The 21,799-nt window shown below is 41.4% G+C and carries 16 protein-coding genes; 14 read left to right on the plus strand and 2 right to left on the minus strand.

Annotated features, from left to right (window positions below; genetic code table 11):
- The first annotated feature begins 562 nt into the window (after positions 1-562).
- The 4 genes from I5907_RS20965 to yajC all read left to right on the plus strand — a co-directional run bounded on the left by I5907_RS20965 (position 563) and on the right by yajC (position 4,650).
- The gene (locus I5907_RS20965) at positions 563-2,560 is read left to right on the plus strand and encodes a choice-of-anchor X domain-containing protein (protein WP_196992807.1); all 1,998 of its coding nucleotides are present in this window, start codon (positions 563-565) and stop codon (positions 2,558-2,560) included.
- Between the two features lie 273 nt (positions 2,561-2,833).
- Positions 2,834-3,769 (plus strand): transcription antitermination factor NusB, encoded by a 936-nt coding sequence (nusB, locus tag I5907_RS20970; protein WP_196992808.1) that lies wholly within the window; start codon positions 2,834-2,836, stop codon positions 3,767-3,769.
- Positions 3,770-3,808: 39 nt separating this feature from the next.
- On the plus strand, positions 3,809-4,267 hold the full coding sequence (locus I5907_RS20975; RefSeq protein WP_196992809.1) for a DUF1573 domain-containing protein: 459 nt from the start codon (positions 3,809-3,811) through the stop codon (positions 4,265-4,267).
- A gap of 29 nt (positions 4,268-4,296) precedes the next feature.
- Positions 4,297-4,650 carry a preprotein translocase subunit YajC gene (gene yajC, locus I5907_RS20980; RefSeq protein WP_428842564.1) on the plus strand — a complete coding sequence of 118 codons (354 nt, stop codon included), beginning with the start codon at positions 4,297-4,299 and terminating at the stop codon, positions 4,648-4,650.
- 348 nt (positions 4,651-4,998) lie between these two features.
- Here yajC and I5907_RS20985 read toward each other — a convergent pair whose 3' ends face one another.
- Entirely contained in the window at positions 4,999-5,799 is an 801-nt protein-coding gene (locus tag I5907_RS20985; protein ID WP_196992810.1) for a LamG domain-containing protein, read from the minus strand.
- A 147-nt stretch (positions 5,800-5,946) separates the two neighbouring features.
- Here I5907_RS20985 and I5907_RS20990 point away from each other — a divergent pair, with 147 nt between their 5' ends.
- Positions 5,947-6,498 (plus strand): hypothetical protein, encoded by a 552-nt coding sequence (locus I5907_RS20990; protein ID WP_196992811.1) that lies wholly within the window; start codon positions 5,947-5,949, stop codon positions 6,496-6,498.
- 147 nt (positions 6,499-6,645) lie between these two features.
- Here I5907_RS20990 and uvrA read toward each other — a convergent pair whose 3' ends face one another.
- Positions 6,646-9,477 carry an excinuclease ABC subunit UvrA gene (gene uvrA, locus I5907_RS20995; RefSeq protein WP_196992812.1) on the minus strand — a complete coding sequence of 944 codons (2,832 nt, stop codon included), beginning with the start codon at positions 9,475-9,477 and terminating at the stop codon, positions 6,646-6,648.
- A 223-nt stretch (positions 9,478-9,700) separates the two neighbouring features.
- On the opposite strand from uvrA, the gene I5907_RS21000 reads away from it, so the two are divergent.
- From I5907_RS21000 to I5907_RS21040, 9 genes are all read left to right on the plus strand, one after another.
- A complete protein-coding gene (locus I5907_RS21000; protein ID WP_196992813.1) occupies positions 9,701-10,282 on the plus strand; it encodes an RNA polymerase sigma factor in 582 nt (193 codons plus the stop codon).
- A gap of 241 nt (positions 10,283-10,523) precedes the next feature.
- The gene (locus I5907_RS21005; protein WP_196992814.1) at positions 10,524-11,096 is read left to right on the plus strand and encodes a cupin domain-containing protein; all 573 of its coding nucleotides are present in this window, start codon (positions 10,524-10,526) and stop codon (positions 11,094-11,096) included.
- 523 nt (positions 11,097-11,619) lie between these two features.
- Positions 11,620-14,946, plus strand: a complete 3,327-nt coding sequence (locus I5907_RS21010) for a SusC/RagA family TonB-linked outer membrane protein (RefSeq protein ID WP_231402214.1) — start codon at positions 11,620-11,622, stop codon at positions 14,944-14,946.
- A 62-nt stretch (positions 14,947-15,008) separates the two neighbouring features.
- On the plus strand, positions 15,009-16,589 hold the full coding sequence (locus tag I5907_RS21015; protein ID WP_196992815.1) for a SusD/RagB family nutrient-binding outer membrane lipoprotein: 1,581 nt from the start codon (positions 15,009-15,011) through the stop codon (positions 16,587-16,589).
- A gap of 298 nt (positions 16,590-16,887) precedes the next feature.
- Entirely contained in the window at positions 16,888-17,961 is a 1,074-nt protein-coding gene (locus tag I5907_RS21020) for an alkaline phosphatase family protein (protein ID WP_196992816.1), read from the plus strand.
- Between the two features lie 5 nt (positions 17,962-17,966).
- A complete protein-coding gene (locus I5907_RS21025) occupies positions 17,967-18,539 on the plus strand; it encodes an HD domain-containing protein (RefSeq protein ID WP_196992817.1) in 573 nt (190 codons plus the stop codon).
- Positions 18,539-19,225 (plus strand): HAD-IA family hydrolase, encoded by a 687-nt coding sequence (locus I5907_RS21030; protein ID WP_196992818.1) that lies wholly within the window; start codon positions 18,539-18,541, stop codon positions 19,223-19,225. Before I5907_RS21025 ends, I5907_RS21030 begins: the two co-directional genes overlap by 1 nt.
- 136 nt (positions 19,226-19,361) lie before the next feature.
- Positions 19,362-20,663, plus strand: a complete 1,302-nt coding sequence (locus I5907_RS21035; protein ID WP_196992819.1) for a DUF5690 family protein — start codon at positions 19,362-19,364, stop codon at positions 20,661-20,663.
- The gene (locus I5907_RS21040; protein WP_196992820.1) at positions 20,656-21,783 is read left to right on the plus strand and encodes a TIGR03364 family FAD-dependent oxidoreductase; all 1,128 of its coding nucleotides are present in this window, start codon (positions 20,656-20,658) and stop codon (positions 21,781-21,783) included. The genes I5907_RS21035 and I5907_RS21040 overlap by 8 nt, the downstream gene beginning before the upstream one ends.
- Positions 21,784-21,799 lie beyond the last annotated feature (16 nt).

The following is a 21,799-nucleotide window of genomic DNA, read 5'->3' on the forward strand; positions in this document are numbered from 1 at the left end:
GTGGTTTTTTTATGTACCGGGCTGCATTGCTACTATGAAGCGTCTGTTGCGTCGCACACTTCAACACTGGAAAAAATAATGAGCAACGCGAAGAACAAAGCGAATTTTTTTAGTTGACAGAATCCTTATGTCGTAGTTGTACACTCACTCCTTATTGATGATAGTTGGCAGGGAAAAATGGTACAGAAAATATTGTAACAGCGCTGATATATTTATTTTTTTACTATCAATAACATGGTGTGGTAACGTATAATGTTTTACATACGTATACACTACATATTCATGTGGAAACGATGGAAACTTTTACGGAATACTGCATGGTCCGTTATATCTATAAATTGCTGAAACACACACTGCACCTGAATTATAAGAAAAAGAAAGGATTTGTACTGCTCACCAAAAAGTGTAAGTGTAAACCAGTATTGTGACAAATATCATTTTGAATTGATGGTTATTATTGTATTTTTACACCCATAAAGTGTATGATCCTATACCTATCTGATAATCCGTATTTTTTAATCAATTAAAACTCAAAGTTTTCAACTGGCCTAAATAAAAACTTATGGAAACTACAAAACAAAAACTAATGTTGGCCCTTGTGGCAGTGATTGTTCTTTTTTCTGTTTCCTGGATAAAGAACGAAAACAAAAAAACTGACACTCCCGGTTCTGCTTACGACGCAATTTCTTCAACCGCACAAAACCTTGCACTCGAAACATTTAGTAAAGATTTCTACGACGAAGAAGCTATTTTCAATTTTGCAGGTAAAAGAAAAAGAGTTCCACCTGCAGATGATGTAATGGTGCAAAGAATTCCGGGAGATAATTTACACCTGCTGGTAATGGCCGTGTACCCGTATGGAAAATTTCATGAGCCGTTTGTGAAAATAAATAACGCTGGAGAGGAAGTTACACTGACAGACGACGGTAAGGGTGTAGATAAAGTTGCAGGTGATGGCATTTATACTGCCAAAATATTTACAGATGTAAAAGAATTCAGAAAGCAGGCAATTGCCATGCTGAAAGAAACAATAAAAAATAACTGGGAACCTTTGTTTACCGACAGGGAACTTAATTATAGCACCTTGTGTGAACAAAACCCTTTTAGTGAGGCAAAATTTGATGGTAATGAAGCGGTGTCAATAGGTAACCTTACCGCTGCCGAAGCAGGCACTGTAAAAGCACTTGACAAAGTAAGGGCAAATAGTATTTTTCTTACAGATCTTTCAGTAGTTGAAAATCCGACACGCACCTGGAACAGTTGTGCGCAAACAGGTAACGTTGATGGCCCATGGACTTTCAAAACATTAATGAAGAATCTTGCCACCCAAACGCCTTCCCAGCCCGCAACAGACCAGCGTGTTTCTGATTTTGTAAAAGGCTGGTTAAATAACTGGGCTGTGCAAAAGATCATCAATGAAGATACCGTTGCTGCAAGAACACTGGTGAATGACAAAATCCTGAATCCATGGCTGGCAAAAAGCCTTGCGGCCGGTAACCCGTCAGGATTTCTTGATATGCGCTTTGCACCATTTAAACTAACTGCTATCGTTAACCGTTTCGATCTTCGTGAAAGAGCAAGAGGAATTCCTGCAGGTGAAGGAAGGTTTATTTTCTGCCTTGTAAATGCTGATTGTAATGCTGCTGAGAACTTCAACATTATTTTTGAATACGGTATTCCTAAACCAGATGTTTGTGATTCCTTGAGAAGCTGGGCAAAGAAGTGGTACGATCTGAAAGATTTAACCCTGGGTTCTGAAGAATACCTGAATGCATTACAGGCAATCACCAACCAATTCACTTTATGTGGAAGTAATCCGGCCAGGACAAACCAGAGCAGTCTTAATTCAATAAGATCAAATGAAAGAGCGCTTGCAAACACCAACCCTCCGCGTTGGGAACTTAGAGAATTTGGTTTAAACGGAACTGGTCTTGCACTAACGCAACGTGCTGTTGCACAGGTACCGGCTGACAGGTATAATGCGCAGGTAGACAATGCTGAAGTACGCAGGATGGCAAAATTTGTTAATGAAAATTCTGCGGGTATAAATATTGATGATTATGATGTGCCGGCTATATACGATGGATTTCCTTTATTGGGCGGAAAATCAACCATACTGGACACACCCGTTGGCCAGCCTACCAGGCCATACCATTGGGATGGTACAGAAGGTGATCCCCAGGCCGACGCCTTTATTGATCTGACTATTACAAGACATATTTTCTCGAGAAATGCATGTTCTGGTTGCCACGCTGGTGAGGTGCAAACCTTCTTTACGCATGTGGATCCTGTATTTTTTGGCACAAAAGCTACGCTCTCAGGATTTTTAACCGGTACTGCCGGAAGAGGTGGCGCAGTAGATGCTGATGGTATACCTGACAACGATAAGTTTAAGGTAAAAGATGCCGCAGCCAGGGGCAATGGTACAGAACGTTTTCACGTATTTAATGATATCAAAAGAAGAGCTACAGATCTTAAACAGGTTGCTACTTCTACATGCGGAACCGCATTTTCTTTAAGAGATGAACTGATGTTTCATCCCGTAGGAGCAGTGCATTAATAATTTTTTGTATTCCTTGATTGTGGCCGGCATCAATTATTTGATGCCGGCTTTTTTTTCAGTGCATGCCCCGTAACACTGCCGCCTAAACAGAACGCTACAGATGCCATAAATGAGGAACCATGAACCGAGCGTGGCAACAGGCGATGCCAAAAGATATAATGCCGGCTACCCCCTGCTTATTGATGTTTATTGAATGAACATTGCTATACTATCAACGGCCTTTAGCCTTAAATCCCTATCTTCGCAGCCTCAAAAAAAGTTCTTTCCTGAATGATTAGCAGAAGAAACATACGTGTAAAAGTAATGCAGGAACTGTACGCGTTACAATCAAGAGAAGTAGATGGGGTGCAGGAAAAGGCTAACCCCGTGGAAGCTTTGAAGAAAAGCCTTGATCTTACCACAGACCTGTTTGTTTACCTACTTTATTTTATTACAGAAGTTGCCCGCTACGCGGAAAAAGATGCGAAATTAAGAGCATCGAGAAACCTTCCCAGCTTTGCAGACAAGAATGTAAACACGCGAATTGCCGGTAACGAGTTGCTGTGGCGTATTTTGGAAAACGAGTCTTTCAAAAAAGAAATCGCTGGCAAAACGATTGCATTTGAGGATACGGAAGACATGACCAGGAAGATATATCTTGATCTTGCATCTTCCGAAAATTATAAGCATTATATACTGGCGGAAAGTCGTGATAAAAAGGCTGAAAAAGATATCATTGTTTTTATTTTCACTAACCTGATGCTGCCGAATGAATCTTTTGTACAACATATTGAAGAGCATTTTGCCAATTGGGATGATGATGCAGAAATGATAGACCAGTTAATGATGAGCTACCTGCAACGCCCCGGCTCATACAACCTGCAGCAGATGGTGGGAGAAGAGAAATGGAAATTTGCAAAAGACCTTTTGGTTACTGCTTTTAATAAAAGAGCTTACACACTTGAGCTGATTAAACCCAAACTAAAAAACTGGGATTCTGACAGGATTGCTGCGCTGGATATGATACTGATGCAGATGGGAGTTTGCGAGTTCTTGTACTTTGAAACGATTCCCCCAAAAGTAACCATTAACGAATACATCGATATTGCAAAAGAATACAGTACCCAGCAAAGCGGCCAGTTTATCAACGGCATTCTCGATAGTATACACAAAGACCTGGTAGCCGAGAATAAAATTCATAAAATTGATTTCAAACAAAAAGCCTGATGTAACGAAAAACTTACATTTGCGCTCTAAAATGAATATATGAAACGGGTTTTGTTTTTTCTTCCCTTGCTGTTGATTACCCTTGTTTATGCCTGCAATTCGGGAAGTGCCAATGACGCAGATAAAACTGCGCCAAATAATATTGCCACAGATTCAGCCAATTTTACAACCGTACAATGGTTAGATACAGCAGTAAATTTTGGCACAGTTAAAAAGGGTGAAAAGGTGAAGATAAAGTACACCTGTACCAATACCGGTACAAAACCAATGTTTATTTATTACGTACGCCCGGGCTGCGGTTGTACGGTAGCAGACTATACAAAAGAAGCCATACTGCCCGGTAAAAACGGTGAAGTAAAGGCGGAGTTTGACAGTAACCATGGCAGTGCCGGAGATATACACAAATCAATTATTGTACAAACAAACACAACAAACCCATCGCCACGGCTCACTTTTTCGGGTGTGGTATTAGATGTTGACAGCACCAGGAAAGGGTAGTTATACCATAACAATCTAAACACATAATGATGAATCTTTTGAACACAGTTCTTTTAATGGCGCCACCTTCAGGTCAGGCAGGAGATCAAAGCCCATTGCCAACTTTTTTGATGATGGGGGCCATTATTCTTGTTTTCTGGTTATTTATGATTCGGCCGCAGGCAAAAAAAGCCAAAGACCAAAAGAAGTATATTGAAAACATGCAGAAAGGAGACAGGGTTGTAACAATTGCCGGCATACATGGCAAGATCAATAAGGTAAATGATGATGGTACCATTGATCTTGAAACAAGTCCTGGCAGCTATATCAAGATTGAAAAATCTGCCATCAGCCTTGAGTGGACGCAGAATATTAACAAGCCCGCTGCTGCAGAAAAAAAGTAACAACATACACGATATAAAAAGGGAGATCGGAAACGGTCTCCTTTTTTTATTTGGTAGTCTGCAGTAGTAATTTATGGCATCGCCTGTTGTGTCACTCACTTGTACTGCAGGTTTTCATGGCGGCTGCAGCGTTGCGGGTAGTTCTATTCTTCCCGCAATTCTAAAGTGCAGTATATTATCTTTTTCGAACAGGTAATTAAGTCTGTTTTGCTAAGCTTCTAACCTTGCCTCAATTTTTTTCAATAACGATAGCAGAACGTTAATAAAAAAAGCTTTTAAAAAGCTTGTTTTTTAGCAAATGAAAAAGGAAGCGCCAAAGCGCTTCCTTTTTCATTTGGGATTTGTCTACTACTTTGTTGATAATCTTTTTATTTCTTTATCTGTAAGAACCCGGTTAAAAATTCTCACTTCATCCATGTAACCTTCAAAATATAATGGATCTTGTGACCACCACACTCCCAGGCGAAGAGGTTCTGCCTGGCAAACCGGGCTAGAAACTTTGGGCTGAGAGCCCACTAAAACGCCATTTAAATACATTTTCTGTTCGTTGTCGTTAAAAGTTACAGCAATATGGTTCCATTTATTAAGTTCGAAGTTTGTATTGCTGTTTATTGTTGTATTCCAGTCCCAGTCCCACGGTGAATTGCAGTAACCCTCTTTTTTTGTATTAAACTGAATTGGGTCGGCATTAGCCTGCTCTATTACCAGTACCAAAGAAGCGTTCCAATCAGGTGATGTGTAAGGAATATCGTGTGTAATTTTGCTGAATAGCAACTGTCTGTTTGATGTTGTTGCGTAAAAATCCATAGAAACTGTCATTTCTGTTAAGCCAACAAAATCTGCTTCCGGCACTTCGATGTAAGTATTCGAGGCAGCAAAAGAAGCTGCTTTGGAGGGTCTTCCAAATCTGTCTGTAACAAAGGAAATGTTACCTACAAGAGCGCCATGATTATTATGACCGCTTTTGTCTTTCAGGTTTGAGTTGAAAGGATAGTAACAAAGGAGCGAAGAATCATTAAGCCTCGCATCAATTAAGTCCTCTTGAGATGTGGAAACCAGGGCATTTTCAGTTTTCTGGACATAGTCTTTTTGACAAGATTGCATCAATGTTAAAACAGCAATGCAAGAAACAATTAGGTTTGTTTTCATTTTTTAAAGATTTAGTTTTTAAAAATAAAGAAATTTCGCCAAAGATAACTGCTCTGTACCATTTTAAGAAAGGATGCTAAAGCGTTTGCCATTTAACCTTCCGTTAGCTTTTGTGTAAGTAGTTTTAAGCCACCCAACAATGCTTATATGCCAAAGCTTATTGTAGTCTTACTTATCACATTTTTATCAAAAGAGGCTTATGCTCAACACGATTTTCTTTTGCTGAAAAAGCGTAATAAAACTATTGCATCTTATTACGTGGACAACATCATTACATTTCGTACCGCTGGTGGCAGATGGGTAGACGCATACATAAATGATATTAAAAATGATACCCTGTTCCTGAAGGAGTTTGAAATAGTTCCATATGTGAGTAGCTGGGGTATGCCTGCGACGGATACGTTATGGCGTAACAGGATGAAAATAACAACCAAAGATATGGCGGCTTTTCCGAGAAGAAGCCAGTCTGTCAACTATATAAAAGACGGCACTTTGTTGCAGGTGGCGAGTGGCGGTTACATGTTGTTGAATGTGATCAATACATTGTCAGATGGAGATGCATTGTTTGAAGATAATAATGGTTTGCGCCTTGGTATTGCTGCCGCTGTTTTTGCCGTGGGAACATTCATGCATAAATCCCGATCTCCGGTTATAGAGATCGGGAAAAAATACAGGCTTCAATATGTGCAAATGAAATGATCTTTTGCAATGCTATGGACATGCACTTTAATACCCGCATAGCCCAATATGGTTATACTGTACAAGAGTGCGACGCAACAGCTGTTTAATTGCAGTACTGCAGCTGGCACCAAAATAAATTGTATGAACAGCTAACGGGTAATGTTGCTACAGGAATTTCGCGGTATAACTTTCTTTTACTTTCCTCAGATCTGCGGGTTTGCCGGCAAATACAAGATTGCCGCCTGCATCGCCTGCTTCCGGTCCAAGATCGATGATCCAGTCTGCATTTTTAATAACATCTGTGTTATGCTCAATAACAATAATGGAATGCCCCTGCTCTATAAGGGCATTAAACGAAGCAAGAAGCTTATTGATATCGTGAAAATGTAAACCGGTCGTTGGTTCGTCAAACACAAACAGCACGTGGCCGCTTGCTTTGCCTTTGCCAAGAAATGAAGCCAGTTTTACACGTTGCGCCTCGCCGCCGCTCAATGTATCGCTGCTCTGGCCAAGCTTTACATAGCCGAGACCAACATCCTGCAATGGTTGTAACGCTTTGGCAAGTGTTTTCTCTTCTTTAAAAAATTCGATGGAGTCATCTACGCTTAATTCGAGAACGTCGTAAATACTTTTACCATTGTATTGTACTTCCAATACTTCGTCTTTGAATTTTTTACCGCCACAGACTTCGCATGTAAGGTGTACATCTGCAAGGAACTGCATTTCTACAACCTGTTCACCTTCGCCTTTGCACGCATCGCAACGGCCACCATCTACGTTGAAGGAAAAATGCTTTGGCTGAAAGCCACGGATTTTTGAAAGTGGCTGGCTTGCAAATAAGTCGCGTATCTGGTCGTATGCTTTTATGTATGTTACAGGGTTGCTGCGCGATGATTTACCGATGGGGTTCTGGTCAACCAGTTCTACCTGTGTGATGTAGTCAACATCACCTGTAATTGCTTTATGAAAGCCTACTTTATCAGCAAAATCTCCTTTCAGTTTTTTAAGCGCGGGATAAAGGATTTGTTTTACAAGGGTAGTTTTACCGCTTCCGCTAACGCCGCTTACCACGCAAAGCATATTAAGCGGAAACTCGACCGTAACATCTTTCAGGTTGTTGTGCCTTGCATTTTCAACACGAATGTACCGGTTATACCTGCGGTTCACTTTTGGCAAACTTACCTCAAGCTCTCCTTTTAAATATTTGCCGGTAAGGCTTTTGCTATTTGAAACGATTTCATCGTAGTTGCCGGCTGCAATTACTTCACCGCCCAGATGCGATGCAAGTGGTCCCATATCTATAATATGATCTGCTTCGCGCATCATCAGTTCATCGTGTTCTACCACCACCACTGTGTTGCCTGCATCACGTAGTTGCTTTAATACATGTATCAGCCTTTCTGTATCTCTTGAATGAAGTCCGATAGATGGTTCGTCTAGTATATAAAGCGAGTTGGTAAGGTTGCTGCCAAGACTGCGTGTTAGCTGAATGCGCTGGCTTTCACCACCGCTCAATGAATTAGCGAGCCGGTTTAGTGTAAGATAACCGAGACCAACATCAATAAGTGTTTGCAAACGTTGATGAATTTCAATTAATATTCTTTTGGCCACCTGCTGATCATGTTCTGAAAGGCTAAGGTTATTAAACCATTGCTTCAGGTCGCGGGTTTGTTCCTGGCAAAGTTCGCCAATGTGTTTGCCTCCCACTTTTACGTATAAAGCTTCTTTGCGCAAGCGGTATCCATGGCAGTCATGGCAAATTGTTCTGCCTCTGTAACGGCTTAGCAACACCCTGTACTGCACTTTGTACAGGTTTTGCTCCACCTCTTTGAAGAAATCATGAATACCGTACACGGTTCCTTTGCCGTGCCATAAGAGCTGGTATTGCGCAGGTGTAAGGTCTGCAACAGGTTTGTGGATGGGAAAATCTATGGCTTTGGCTCCCTTCACAAACTGCTCTTTCCACCAGCCGAGTTTTTCACCTTTCCATGGCGCCACGGCACCTTCGTATATACTTAGTCTCCTGTCGGGAATTACGAGGTCGTCATCTATACCAAGCACCTGGCTAAAGCCTTCACAGGTTGGGCATGCACCAAATGGATTGTTGAATGAAAAAAGATTTGGAACGGGTTCTTCAAATTGAATACCATCAAGCTCAAACTTATTGCTGAAGTGCAGTGTTTCTTTGCCCTGGATTTGCAGAAACATTTCACCTTCGCCTTCATAAAAAGCGGTGCCAACTGAGTCTGACAGCCGGTGAATATCATCTTCGTCAAATGCTTTTTTGGCAATGCGGTCTACAAGTATATATGGCTGCTGGTTCTCGGCATTCAGTTTTTCGAGAAGCTGTTGATCGTTTAATTCCAACAGTTCTTCAATTCTTTCGGGCTGATCGCTGATGTAAAGCCTGGAGAAACCTTTTTGGGTAAGTATATTGAGGTCTTCCCTGATATCACGTTTTGTATGTTGCCTGAACGGAACGAGGATAATTACTCTTTCGCCGTCAGGAAGTTTTTGTATGGCATTGATTACATCGGCAACATCATCTTTACGTACTTCCCTGCCACTGACAGGCGAAATGGTTTTACCTGCACGTGCAAAGAGCAGCCTCAGGTAATCGTAAATTTCCGTCATGCTGCCAACAGTGCTCCGCGGTGTTCTTGTAATTACCTTTTGCTCAATGGCAATGGCCGGGCATAAACCTTTTATATAGTCAATATCAGGTTTTACCATGCGGCTCATAAATTGCCTCGCGTATGCGCTAAGGCTTTCTGCATAGCGGCGCTGACCTTCAGCAAAAAGAGTGTCTATCGTAAGTGAAGACTTGCCACTGCCTGAAACACCTGTAACAACGATGAATTTATTTCTTGGAAATGATACAGTTATATCTTTAAGATTGTGTACACGTGCACCTTTAACCACAATATCATTGGTAGCTTCTTTCTCCTGCTTTTTCCTGCTCTTCTTTGGTGTTGCTATGATATTACTATCGCTCATGAATTTTAGTTGAATTTAATTTTTCGAAAGCGCAATTTAATTTAGTTCTTCACAATTATTTTACAATTTGCATACAATTAAAATCAATATTCTATATAACTTCACAAACCACACAAAATAGCCTATCGCATAAATTTTTACCCATCGCCACTTACTGTCCAAGAAAAACCGAAAAAACGTACTTTAAGCGGCATGCTTGAAATCCAACAAAAGCATATTTATTATGAGAAAGTTTAACGAATTCTCCGACACCGAGCTAGTGCTCGCATTCCAGGATGGCAATTCCTATGCACTGGAGGCCCTTATCAACCGCTATAAGGACAAATTGTTCAGTTCAATCCAATTTATTGTGAAAGACAAGTATCTGGCGGAAGATCTTTTCCAGGAAACATTTGTACGTATCATCGACACGTTGCGCAGCAAACGCTACAATGAAGAAGGTAAATTCCTTCCATGGGCAATGCGTATTGCACACAACCTTTGTGTGGATTACTTCCGCAAGGTGAAACGAACACCCACTATTGTTACCGGCGACAACAAAGATGTATTTGATGTAATCGTTGTGGTTAACGAAAACGCTGAGCAGAAAATAATTAAAAAACAAGGTTACGACCGTATGCACCAAATGCTTTCAGCATTGCCTGAAGAGCAGCGCGAAGTAATTGTATTACGCCACTTTGGTGATATGAGTTTTAAAGATATCGCAGCAGTTACTAACTGCAGCATAAACACTGCCCTTGGCAGAATGCGTTACGGTTTAATAAACCTGCGCAAAATGATGCTGGAAAAACAAGTTAGTATCTAACAACAGATGCAGGCAACATTATTGTCATTCTGTGATGCAAATATGTACCACCGCTTGTCATAGCATATAAGTATTTCAGAATGACAGCCTATGTCTAACGTAAAGCTCTTCTTTTGAAGGGCTTTCTTTTTTACGGGTCATGAATACATCACATAGTGTATACGCCACACTTTTTATTTTCGACCGGTTCTTTTTCGCAATATTTTTTTAATCTTGTTTATCCAACGATAAATAACCAGCCATGAGTAACGACCTAATCCTTCAGATCAGCAACCGCATAAAAGAAAAAAGAAAAGAACAGAAAATAACACTGCAGGAACTGGCAGCGGAAGTGGGCGTTACCAAAGGCCTGATCTCGCAGATAGAGAATAGCCGCACGGTTCCCTCACTTACAGTGTTACTCAGCATCATAAAATCCCTGCATGTAGATCTGAATGATTTTTTTGACAAGCTGGATACATCATCCAGCAACGAGCCGCTTATTATCAGGGCCGGCGAGATATCTACCATAGAAAAAGAATACACCAAAGGCACCCATTATTTTCGCATCACTTCTTTCAAGCACCAGGGCAAACTCGTAGACGTAGTGTTGTACAAGCAGGAGAAAACGGCAAGAAAAGGCTATGTATCTACACAGGCGCATGAATTTGATTACATGCTGAAAGGTAAAATGCAGTACACAATAGAAGGAAAAAAGTATGTGCTGGAGGCCGGCGATTCCTTCTACTACGATGCCCGCAAAGAACACCACACCAAGTGCTTAAGTGAAGAGCCCTTTGAAATGCTGGTCGTTTATTTTTTTGACGAAGAATAATTTTTTGGGCCAGGGCAGCATTGCTACTATCAGGCTTTTCTTGCGTCGCACTCTTGTACACCAAAACACTATGCAGCATAGTGCACCTCCGTTAATTTTTTCACTCATCATCCTGCTCATGATTAGCGCTATACCCGCCTGAAATTGCCAACTGTTGATTTATGCATAAACACGGGCAGCAAAGCCTGTATGTCACTTTTTCATCAGGTATTCATAAACAGCTTTGCCTGCAGAAAAAATAGTTTAGTAATACTGAACATTTTAAGCATGGTGCGCAGGCCGGGCTGAACAATGTTCTGAACGTACAAGTGAGTGACACAACAGGAGCTGAAGCCAGTAATACAGCCGGTTTTCAAATTTTTCCTCTTAGTATAAGAAAAACATTTCTGAGTATAGTATTTATAAAATTATTAAATTGTTAAGCAGTAAAAGTTTACAATTACTTTACTATTTGTTAATGATTGCTTGTGACATATGGAGGGATGGATAAATAATTTCGCCACCAATTAACCAAATTAACGTTATGAAGCAGCATTTTAACCACGTATTGAAAGGATGCATGATTTTATTTGTATCCTTTTTTTTATTGCTGCATGCCAGCGCCCAAAGCATGCAGTTGAAAGGCCGTATTACAGATGCAACAACGAAACAAGCGGTTGCATCAGCTACGGTTGAAAACACCAACACAAAGAAATCTGTGTTGACAGACAATGACGGAAATTTCAGCATTGCTGTAAATAAGGGAGATGTGCTAACGGTAATTTTTATCGGCTACCAATCGAAATCGGTTACAGTACAGGACGAAAGCTTTATTACAATTGAAATTGCTGCAACAGACAATCAGTTGAATGACGTTGTTGTAACCGCTCTTGGTGTTAAAAAAGAAACCAAAAGACTGGGTTACTCAATACAGGAAGTAAAAGGTGAAGACCTGATAAAAGCAAGAGATCAAAACCCTATAACAGGGTTAACAGGTAAAGTTGCCGGTCTTTCTGTAGGCGCATCTGCAGAAATGCTCAGAAAGCCTACCGTTATCCTGCGTGGTAATGAAATAACATTGTACGTGGTAGATGGTGTGCCGGTTAGTTCAGACACCTGGAATATAAGCCCGGATGACATTGAAACGTACACGGTGTTAAAAGGTCCTGCTGCTGCTGCATTGTATGGCAGCCGTGCACAATACGGCGCCATTCTCATCACAACCAAAAAAGGGTTGAAGCGTAAGGGGTTTACGGTAGAGCTAAACTCAACGAATTCTATGGACAAAGGTTTTCTTGCATTTCCAAGGCTGCAGGATGAGTATGGCCCGGGAGAAAACCAGATGTATGCCTTTGGCAACGGTAAGGGTGGTGGCCTTTTTGATAATGATTATGATGTGTGGGGACCGCGTTTTGATGGCCGACTTTTGCCACAATACGATGGTAAGTATGATCCCAATACAACATATACCACAACTTTCCCCGGCGGTTATCAATACACCGGAAATATAGAGCCAACACCATGGGTGGCTCGCGGCAAAAACAACCTCGATAATTTTCTTAGAACTGGTTTTCAAACAACTAACAATGTAGCATTAAGCGCTACAGGCGATAATTATAATCTTCGTTTTTCATTGTCGCACTCTTACCAGCAGAGCATGATTCCAAATATGGAATTAAACATAACCAACTTTAATATGTATGGGTCGTACAATGTAAGCAAGCGTTTAAAAATAGATGCAAACCTAAACTTTAATAAACAGTATACGCCCAACTACCCGGATGTGGATTATGGTCCAAACAGCCTGATCTACAATGTCGCAATTTGGACGGGTGCCGATTGGGACGTAACCGCGCCTGATATTAAAGGCATGTGGCAGGCTGGTAAAGTTGGTACACAGTCTGTGTTTGCAGAATACCAGCGTTATCACAATCCATGGTTTATGGTTAATGAATGGTTGCGTGGACACTATAAGAGTGATATCTACGGATATGTATCTGGTAATTATAAAATAGACGACCACCTGAATGTAAACCTGCGCACACAGATTTCAACTTACAACCTGTTGCGTACAGAAAAAATGCCCTTTTCCGCACACCCTTATGGCAGAGAAGGCAATATGGGAGATTACAGGGAAGATAGGAGAGACCTGTTTGAAAACAATACAGACCTGCAGTTAAACTACAATTATACTGTTGCAAACTTTTTAAACCTCTCAGGCCTTGTGGGCGGTAATGCAAGATTGTTTAGTTACAATTCAAACTGGGCTTCAACTGACTACCTGAACATTCCCAATGTGTACAGCTTTAGTAACTCTCTAAACCCTATACAGGCCAGTAGTTTCAACGCTGATATGCGGGTATACAGCGCCTATTATTCCCTGGATGCATCGCTGGGGAAATATGCTACAATTTCTGTTACCGGCCGTGTAGATAAGTCTTCTGCTTTACCTAAAGGCAACAACAGTTATTTTTACCCGAGCGTATCTGTTTCTTCTGTAATATCCGATTATGTGAAAATGCCTGAGGTTATTTCTTTCTTAAAGGTAAGAGGTTCTTATGCTGCGGTACATGGCGATGCAACTTCCGCAACTGTTGGTACTGCACCATTTAATTCTATAACAGCCTTTGGTACGAGCCCATCCGGTAACTCTTTGTATGATTATCCGCTGGACTATGGTAATAATTACACGTCACCTTACGGTGGCCCGGATTATTCGCTTGTTGCTTTATATAATACCAGTAAACCATATAATAATCAAACTGCCGCATACTATACAGGTAACCTTTATGATCCTAATATTAAAACTTTCAACCGTGTAAGTTATGAAGGTGGTGTGGACATGAAGTTTTTAAAAAACCGTCTCGGTCTTTCCGGTACTTACTTCCAATATGTTGACGGTCCGAGAATATTGCAGAATCCTATTTCATCTTCAACCGGCTACAGTTATTACTACCTGAATGCGTTAACAACAAAGAAGACCGGTTACGAAATTTCTTTAACAGGTACACCTGTAAAAACCAAGAATTTCACCTGGAATACATTGATAAACTGGAGCACCTACCAGGACAAATACGCAGAGCTGCCACCCGGACAAACCACCTATAATACATTCTTTCGCGAGGGCGATAGGGTAGATGCATTTTATAGCAGCGCATTTGTAAAAACCGCAGATGGACAAATCATATTTGACCAGGCTGGTAAGCCACTGGTTAACCCTGTATCACAGTTCCTGGGTTACCTGAATGCAGATTTTAGCTGGAGTTTTTACAACAGTGTAAGCTGGAAAAATCTTTCAGTTGGTTTCCAGTTTGATGGTCGTGTGGGTGGTGTAACTACAGACTACATGCACAACAAAACCATGCGTGGCGGAAGAAATATCGAAACTATACAAGGTGCTTTTGGCGCGGCAAGATTATCAGATGATAACAATGCAGGCAACCCCGACTATCTTGGTATTTACGTAGGAGAGGGTGTAACTGTAAGCAACAATACCGCTATCAATTTTGATTCCGAAACAGGTGAAATATTGAATTATAAAGACCTTCAATTTGCACCTAATTCGCAGGTTTCTCTTGTGCAGGATTACATAAGTAAATATTACAATGTAAGTGAAGCCAACCTTATGAGTAAAACATATGCCAAGCTGCGTGAGGTTACGATCACTTACAATTTCCCACAACAATGGCTGCAGAAGAGTTTTATCAGCAGATTAAGTGTTTCGCTTGTAGGCCGTAATCTTTTATACTTCTACAAAGACAAAAGATTCAAAGATGTTGATCTAGACCAATATAATTACAGTACTGGTGGTACAGACCTTCAATCGCCCACAATGCGCAGGTATGGTTTAAATATCAACGTAGTATTTTAATTACCTGCAGTCGTTAAAAGCAAATACCAAAAAACCTGATTCATTCGAAAACGAATAATACAATGAAAAAATATTTGAATATACTGGTTACAGCTTTAATTATACAGCTTGCACTAACCGGTTGTAAAAAAAGTTTTGATGATCTGTATCAAAACCCGAATAAACCCACATCCGTTCCTGCATCATTGTTGCTGAATGGCATCTTGAACGATATGTATGACGGACCGGGTAGCATGTACGAACGTTGGTGCCAATACTATTGCATTAACTATGATTATTACGGCAATAACCGTTACGATTTTGGCTCTGGTGCAGACTATTATGCCACGCTAAAAAACGTAACGAAAATGGAGCAGGAAGCATTGAGTGCAGGTCTTCCTGAGGTTAACCCATACGGTGCAATGGCTAAATTTTTCAAGGCTTATCTCTTTACAAAAATGAGTCTTGAAATGGGAGATATACCCATGACTGAAGCATTGCAGGGTTTAAATAACCTTACGCCGGCATATGATGCACAAAAGGTCGTATTTCAAAAATCGTTTGCATGGCTCGATAGTGCAAACAATGAGCTCGCTTCAATGATTGCCACAGGCGAAACAATGTCCGGTGATATTTACTTCGGTAATAATCTTACAAAGTGGCAGAAAGCTGTCAATACATTACACATCAGGTTACTCATCGCCTTAAGCAAAAAAGCCGATGATGCTGAATTAAATATCAAAGGCCAGTTCGGTGCAATTGTAAACGACAGTGAAAAATACCCTGTAATGGAAGGTGCAGATGATAACTTGCAGTTTATTTACACGCATCCAACAAATGACTACCCCAACAGCCCTGATAGTTATGGTTTTGATGGTTTGCGTTACAATATGTCTGCAACATATCTTGGCTTGCTTACTTCGCTCAAAGACCCACGTACATTCATAGTATCAGAGCCCGCAACGGCTTTGGTAGACGGCGGTAAAAGCCCTACCAGTTACGATGCTTTTGTTGGCGCAAGCCCCGGTGAAGATCTGGGTATCATGTTCAACAAAGCCGGCAATGGTCAATATTCGCAATTAAACCGCTGGCGCTATTACCAGACATATACAGCAGAACCATCTATACAGCTTGGCTTTCCTGAATTATGTTTCAACATTGCAGAAGCAATAAACCGCGGCTGGATCAGTTCAGGTAAACTTGGTGGCGCAGAAGATTATTACAAAGCCGGTATAAAAGCATCAATGGCTTTTTACGATATTCCTGAAACAGGAGAAATTACTACACATGTTTACGAATCAGGCAGTCCGGGTGGTGGAGATGTTAAATACACCACTTATACTGTTACCGTTAATTTCGATAATTACTACAACCAGGCTACCGTAAAATATGCAGGCGGTTCAACAGGGCTTGCACAGGTTTTACAGCAGCGTTATCTTGCCTTGTTTCGTCACTCCGGCCTCGAGTCGTATTACACATGGCGCAGAACAGGAGTGCCTGAATTTACCACTGGACCCGGTACAGGAAACAGTAACAGGATAGCGCTACGCTTTCAATATCCTTATGATGAAAGAACCGCAAATACCGCCCACTACGAAGCAGCATTGCAAAACCAGTTTGGTGGTAATGACGACATCAATGGCGAAATGTGGATCATAAAATAAGTGTTGTGTTCTCTTAAACCTGGCAAAGCCGAGAGGCTTTGCCTTTTTATAATTAATAATATTGAACCGGCTGCATTACTACTATGAAGCATCGTTGTGTCACTCACTTGTACGGCAGTATGCACTTCAGCATATGCAAACGGTGTTTGTAAGCAATAGCTTTTCTTAACTATAGAGGCAACAGCTATAAGATATTTCGCCGGGGGCTGGCAACTGCTCAATATTGTTATGGCGTACAAGAGTGCGACGCAACAGGCGATCAGTAAAGTACAAAAGATTGGCTCATAAAATTTATACCATGAAAAAATTATCAGCACTGTTATTGTTTATTACCGTACTGTTCAATACATACGCGCAAAGCAAAACCGACAACCTTGTTATTGTAACGCTTGACGGTCTGCGCTGGCAGGAAGTTTTTAAAGGCGTAGACTCTGCAATCATTGCAAACAAAAAGTTTACCAGCGATTCTGAACAGGTGATAAAAAATTTTTGGAGTGCCGATGCCGAGGGGCGCAGGCAAAAACTGTTTCCTTTTTTATGGAACACCGTAGCCAGGCACGGGCAATTGCATGGCAACCGCACTAAAGGCAGTAAAGTAAACAATGCCAACCCTTACTGGTTTTCTTACCCTGGTTACAATGAAATCTTTACCGGCTACCCTGATACTGCTGTAAACTCGAATGATAAAATTGCCAATAAAAACGAAAATGTTTTAGAATTTATCAACAGGCAGAAAGGCTATAACGGTAAGGTGGCTGCTTTTGCAACATGGGACGTTTTTCCATACATACTCAACAGCGAAAGAAGTAAAGTGTATGTGAATGCAGGTGTAGACAGTTTTCACTTTACATCACCTTCTTTTAAGTTGCTGAACGATATGCAGTTTCTTTCTGCCAAACCCATCGATGTACGCCTTGACGTAAATACTTATCTTGCTGCCAGGACTTACCTGCAGGAGCATAAGCCAAAAGTGTTGTATATAGCCTTTGATGAAACAGATGATTTTGCACATTCGGGTATGTACGATCAATATTTAAAAAGTGCGCATGCAGAAGATGCTATGATTGCAGACCTGTGGCAAACGATACAATCGATGCCCGGTTATAAAAATAATACTACACTGATCATCACCTGCGATCATGGCCGCGGAGACGCTGTAAAAGAAGAATGGACTTCTCACGGCGATAAGATCCAGGATGCAGGCCAGATATGGTTTGCAGCCATTGGGCCGCATATAAAGCCTACTGGTGAAGCAGCAACAGACGAATTGTTTTACCAGGCCCAGCTTGCAACAACCATGGCCGCTTTGCTCGGGCTTGAGTTTAAACCTGCACACCCTGTTATGCAACCATTACAAACGCTTTTAAAATAGATGGCATGAACAAACCAGAAACAACAACAAATGAGATCATCACGCTTTTTGAAAAATATGGTAATGAAGACTATGATGGCGAGCCTGTATCGCAAACATCGCACATGATACAGTGTGCTATGCAGGCCATGGCAGAAGGCGGCGATATGGAACTTATACTCGGTGCATTCCTGCACGATGTTGGTCACCTGCTAAGGCACGAGCATGCGGTGGAAGAAATGGGTGGTCTCGGTGCAGTGAACCATGAAGGCATAGGCGGCGAATACCTGCGCCGTAAAGGTTTTACAGAAAGAGTGTGCGCAATGGTGGAAAAACATGTAGATGCAAAACGCTACCTTGTTGCTACAGACCCCGGTTACAAAAATAAATTGTCAGAAGCCAGTTGGCAAACGCTCAATATGTGGCAGGGTGGGCCTATGAGCGATGCAGAAGCGGCATTGTTTAAACAACACCCTTACTTCGATGATATTATAAAAGTGCGTTTATGGGATGAAGGCGGCAAAGACCATGATATGGTCATGCTGCCGCTTGGTCATTTTCGCAACCTGATCAATGAATATTTAAAAGAAAGAAACTGATGAAAGATATTAAGCTTGTAGTGTTTGATATTGCAGGAACAACGGTAAAAGATCATGGAGAAATAGCTACCGCTTTTCACGATGCAATGAAAGAAAGCGGTTACGATATACCGCATGAAAAAATTTACCCGTTAATGGGTTACAAGAAACCCGAAGCAATAAGAATGATGCTCGAAGAATATGAATCTGATGTGGCTGCAATAACAACAGCTTATATCAATGCTATTCACGACAGGTTTATTGCTCTAATGGTTGCATACTACCGGTCAACAGATCAGTTACAGGCATTGCCACATGCAGAAGAGGTCTTTGCCTGGCTGAAAAAGCATGACATCAGGATTGGGCTAGATACCGGATTCTCAACAGATATTACCAGTATCATCATCGAAAGACTTGGGTGGCTAAAAGACAACAAGATCGACTATGTTGTTTGTAGTAATGAAGTAGCCGCAGGCAGGCCACAGCCTTACATGATTCAAAAAATGATGAAGGCGGCAGGAATTGCTGATGCAAAACAGGTCATTAAGATTGGCGATACAGAAGTCGATATAAACGAGGGTAAAAATGCAGGTTGCCTCTATACAATTGGTATAACTACCGGCGCGTTTACAAGAGCAGCACTGCAGCCTTATGATCCCGATTTTATAATAGACGATCTTATAGAGCTGATTGAGATAATACAGTAAAATTTTGAGCCGGACTGCATTGCTGCTATGTAGCTTTTGTTGCGTCGCACTCTTGTACTGCAACATGTAACGCAGCAATGTTCGAAGCCGTCCCATCTACACCGTCATCATTCTTACCGGTACTCAAAAGCAATCCATGTACACATCAGCATACCTTCAAAAAAAACTTGCCAGTACACCCGCATGGGCTTTGTCATTGTATGCAGCATTAACAGCGTTTTGTGTTTATTTCTGTATGTATGCATTCCGGAAACCTTTTACAGCCGCCGGTTTTGAAGGTATCACATACTGGCATATCAACTATAAGGTGTGGCTTGTAACGGCACAGGTTATTGGCTACATGCTTAGTAAATTCTATGGCATCCGTTTTATTTCTGCTATGAAAGGAGAGAAGCGGGCCATAACAATTATTAAACTCATTCTTAGCGCATGGGCAGCGCTGCTATTGTTTGCTCTTGTGCCTGCACCTTATAACATCGTTTTTTTATTGCTCAATGGGTTTCCTTTAGGCATGGTTTGGGGCTTGGTTTTTAGCTTCGTGGAAGGCCGGAAGGCTACAGAATTTATGGGGGCAGTGCTATCTATCAGTTTTATCTTTTCTTCTGGTGTTGTAAAGTCTGGCGGTAAATCTTTACTCATCAACTGGCATATAAAAGAAACATGGATGCCTTTTTTAACAGGTGGGTTATTTGTGCTGCCCATGCTTTTGTCGGTATGGCTATTGAATCATATTCCGCCGCCTGACAAAGAAGACGAACGCCACAGAAGTGTAAGACCACCCATGACGAAAGAAGAGCGTAAAACTTTTCTTGCAACTTTTTTGCCTGGTATAATCATCATAGTAACCACGTATGTGCTGCTTACCATTCTGCGGGATTTCAGGGATAATTTTGCCAACGAACTTTACAAAGAGCTGGGGTATGGCAACGATGCCTCCATATTTACCAAAACAGAGATTCCTGTTTCGTTGATCGTGCTGCTTTGCATGAGCTTACTGATACTCGTGAAAAACAACTTCAGGGCATTTTTGGTAAATCATTACATCGTGATGGGTGGTTATGCAACAGCGCTTATTTCAACCCTGTTGTTTATGGCACATCATTTAGACCCGATTGTTTGGATGACTATGATCGGTACAGGCCTGTATCTTAGTTATGTGCCCTTCAATGCATTGTATTTTGAGCGCATGATTGCCACATACAGGATAAGAAGTAATGTAGGTTTTATTATGTATATCGCAGATGCATTTGGTTACCTGGGCAGCGTGTTGATTTTAATTGCCAAAGAGTTTATTGGTGTTCAACTTTCATGGACGAGCTTTTTTACCAATGCTGTTATTGTAGTTACCCTGGCAGGCATAGCAGGTACTGCTATTGCGGCTGTTTATTTCAAAAGAAAATATTTATCTATACAACATACCCAAAAGATTTATGGCTAGCAAAAACGCAATTGTCATTGGTGCAGGCATAGTTGGTCTTGCAATGGCCCGAAGCCTGGCCGAAAAAGGATATACAGTAGACGTATTTGAGCGTAATGAAAAAGCAGTTGGCGCATCTGTAAGAAACTTTGGAATGGTTTGGCCCATCGGCCAGCCTACTGGTGCTTTGTACGAGCGGGCATTAAGATCCAGGTCAATATGGAAAGCAGTTTGTAAAGGTGCTGGTTTATGGCATAATGAAGTTGGCAGCCTGCACCTTGCCTATAATGATCTTGAATGGGATGTTTTGCAACAGTTTGCAGCCGTAGAGAACAATGCAAGACCGGTTACTGCGATCGATGTGCCCGCAACACTCAAAAAAAGTGATGCAGTAAACCCGGTTAATTTAAAAGGCGCGTTGTGGAGTGCAGATGAAATGATTGTCGAATCAAGGGTTGCTATCGAGAAACTGCCGGCATACCTCTCCGAAAAATATCGCATCACTTTCCATTTTAATACGGCTGTTAACCGTATAGAATATCCTGCAGTGTACGCAGGCAAAAAGCAATGGAAAGCAGATATTATTTACGTATGCAGCGGGCCTGACCTGGAAACATTATACCCTGATGTATTTGCTGCCAATTATTTTACCAAAAGCAAACTACAAATGATGCGGCTGACCATGCAGCCGGACGGCTGGCGCATTGGCCCGTCTTTATGCGGTGGATTATCACTCATACACTACAAAGGTTTTCAGTCCGCACCATCGTTACCTGCGTTAAAGGCTTTCTATGAAGCTAATCTTCCCGATTATATAAAATGGGGTGTTCACGTAATGGTTTCTCAAAACGCCGAAGGTGAACTTACGATAGGTGACAGCCACGAGTATGGTTTGGTGTTTGACCCTTTTGATAAAGCCTTTATCAATAACCTGATCATTGATTATATGAAACAGTTTGCGGTGTTTAAAGACTGGACGATGATACAGAGCTGGCATGGCATTTATCCCAAACGTACCAATGGAGCAATTGATTTTGTTTTTTCACCTGAAAACGGTGTGACCATTGTAAACGGCCTTGGCGGTAATGGTATGACACTGAGTTTCGGGCTGGCCGAGGAAGTGGTGGGGGCTTCGGTCTGACCGTCCCGGTCACACC

The organism is Panacibacter microcysteis (assembly GCF_015831355.1).
GTDB classification, from domain to species: domain Bacteria; phylum Bacteroidota; class Bacteroidia; order Chitinophagales; family Chitinophagaceae; genus Panacibacter; species Panacibacter microcysteis.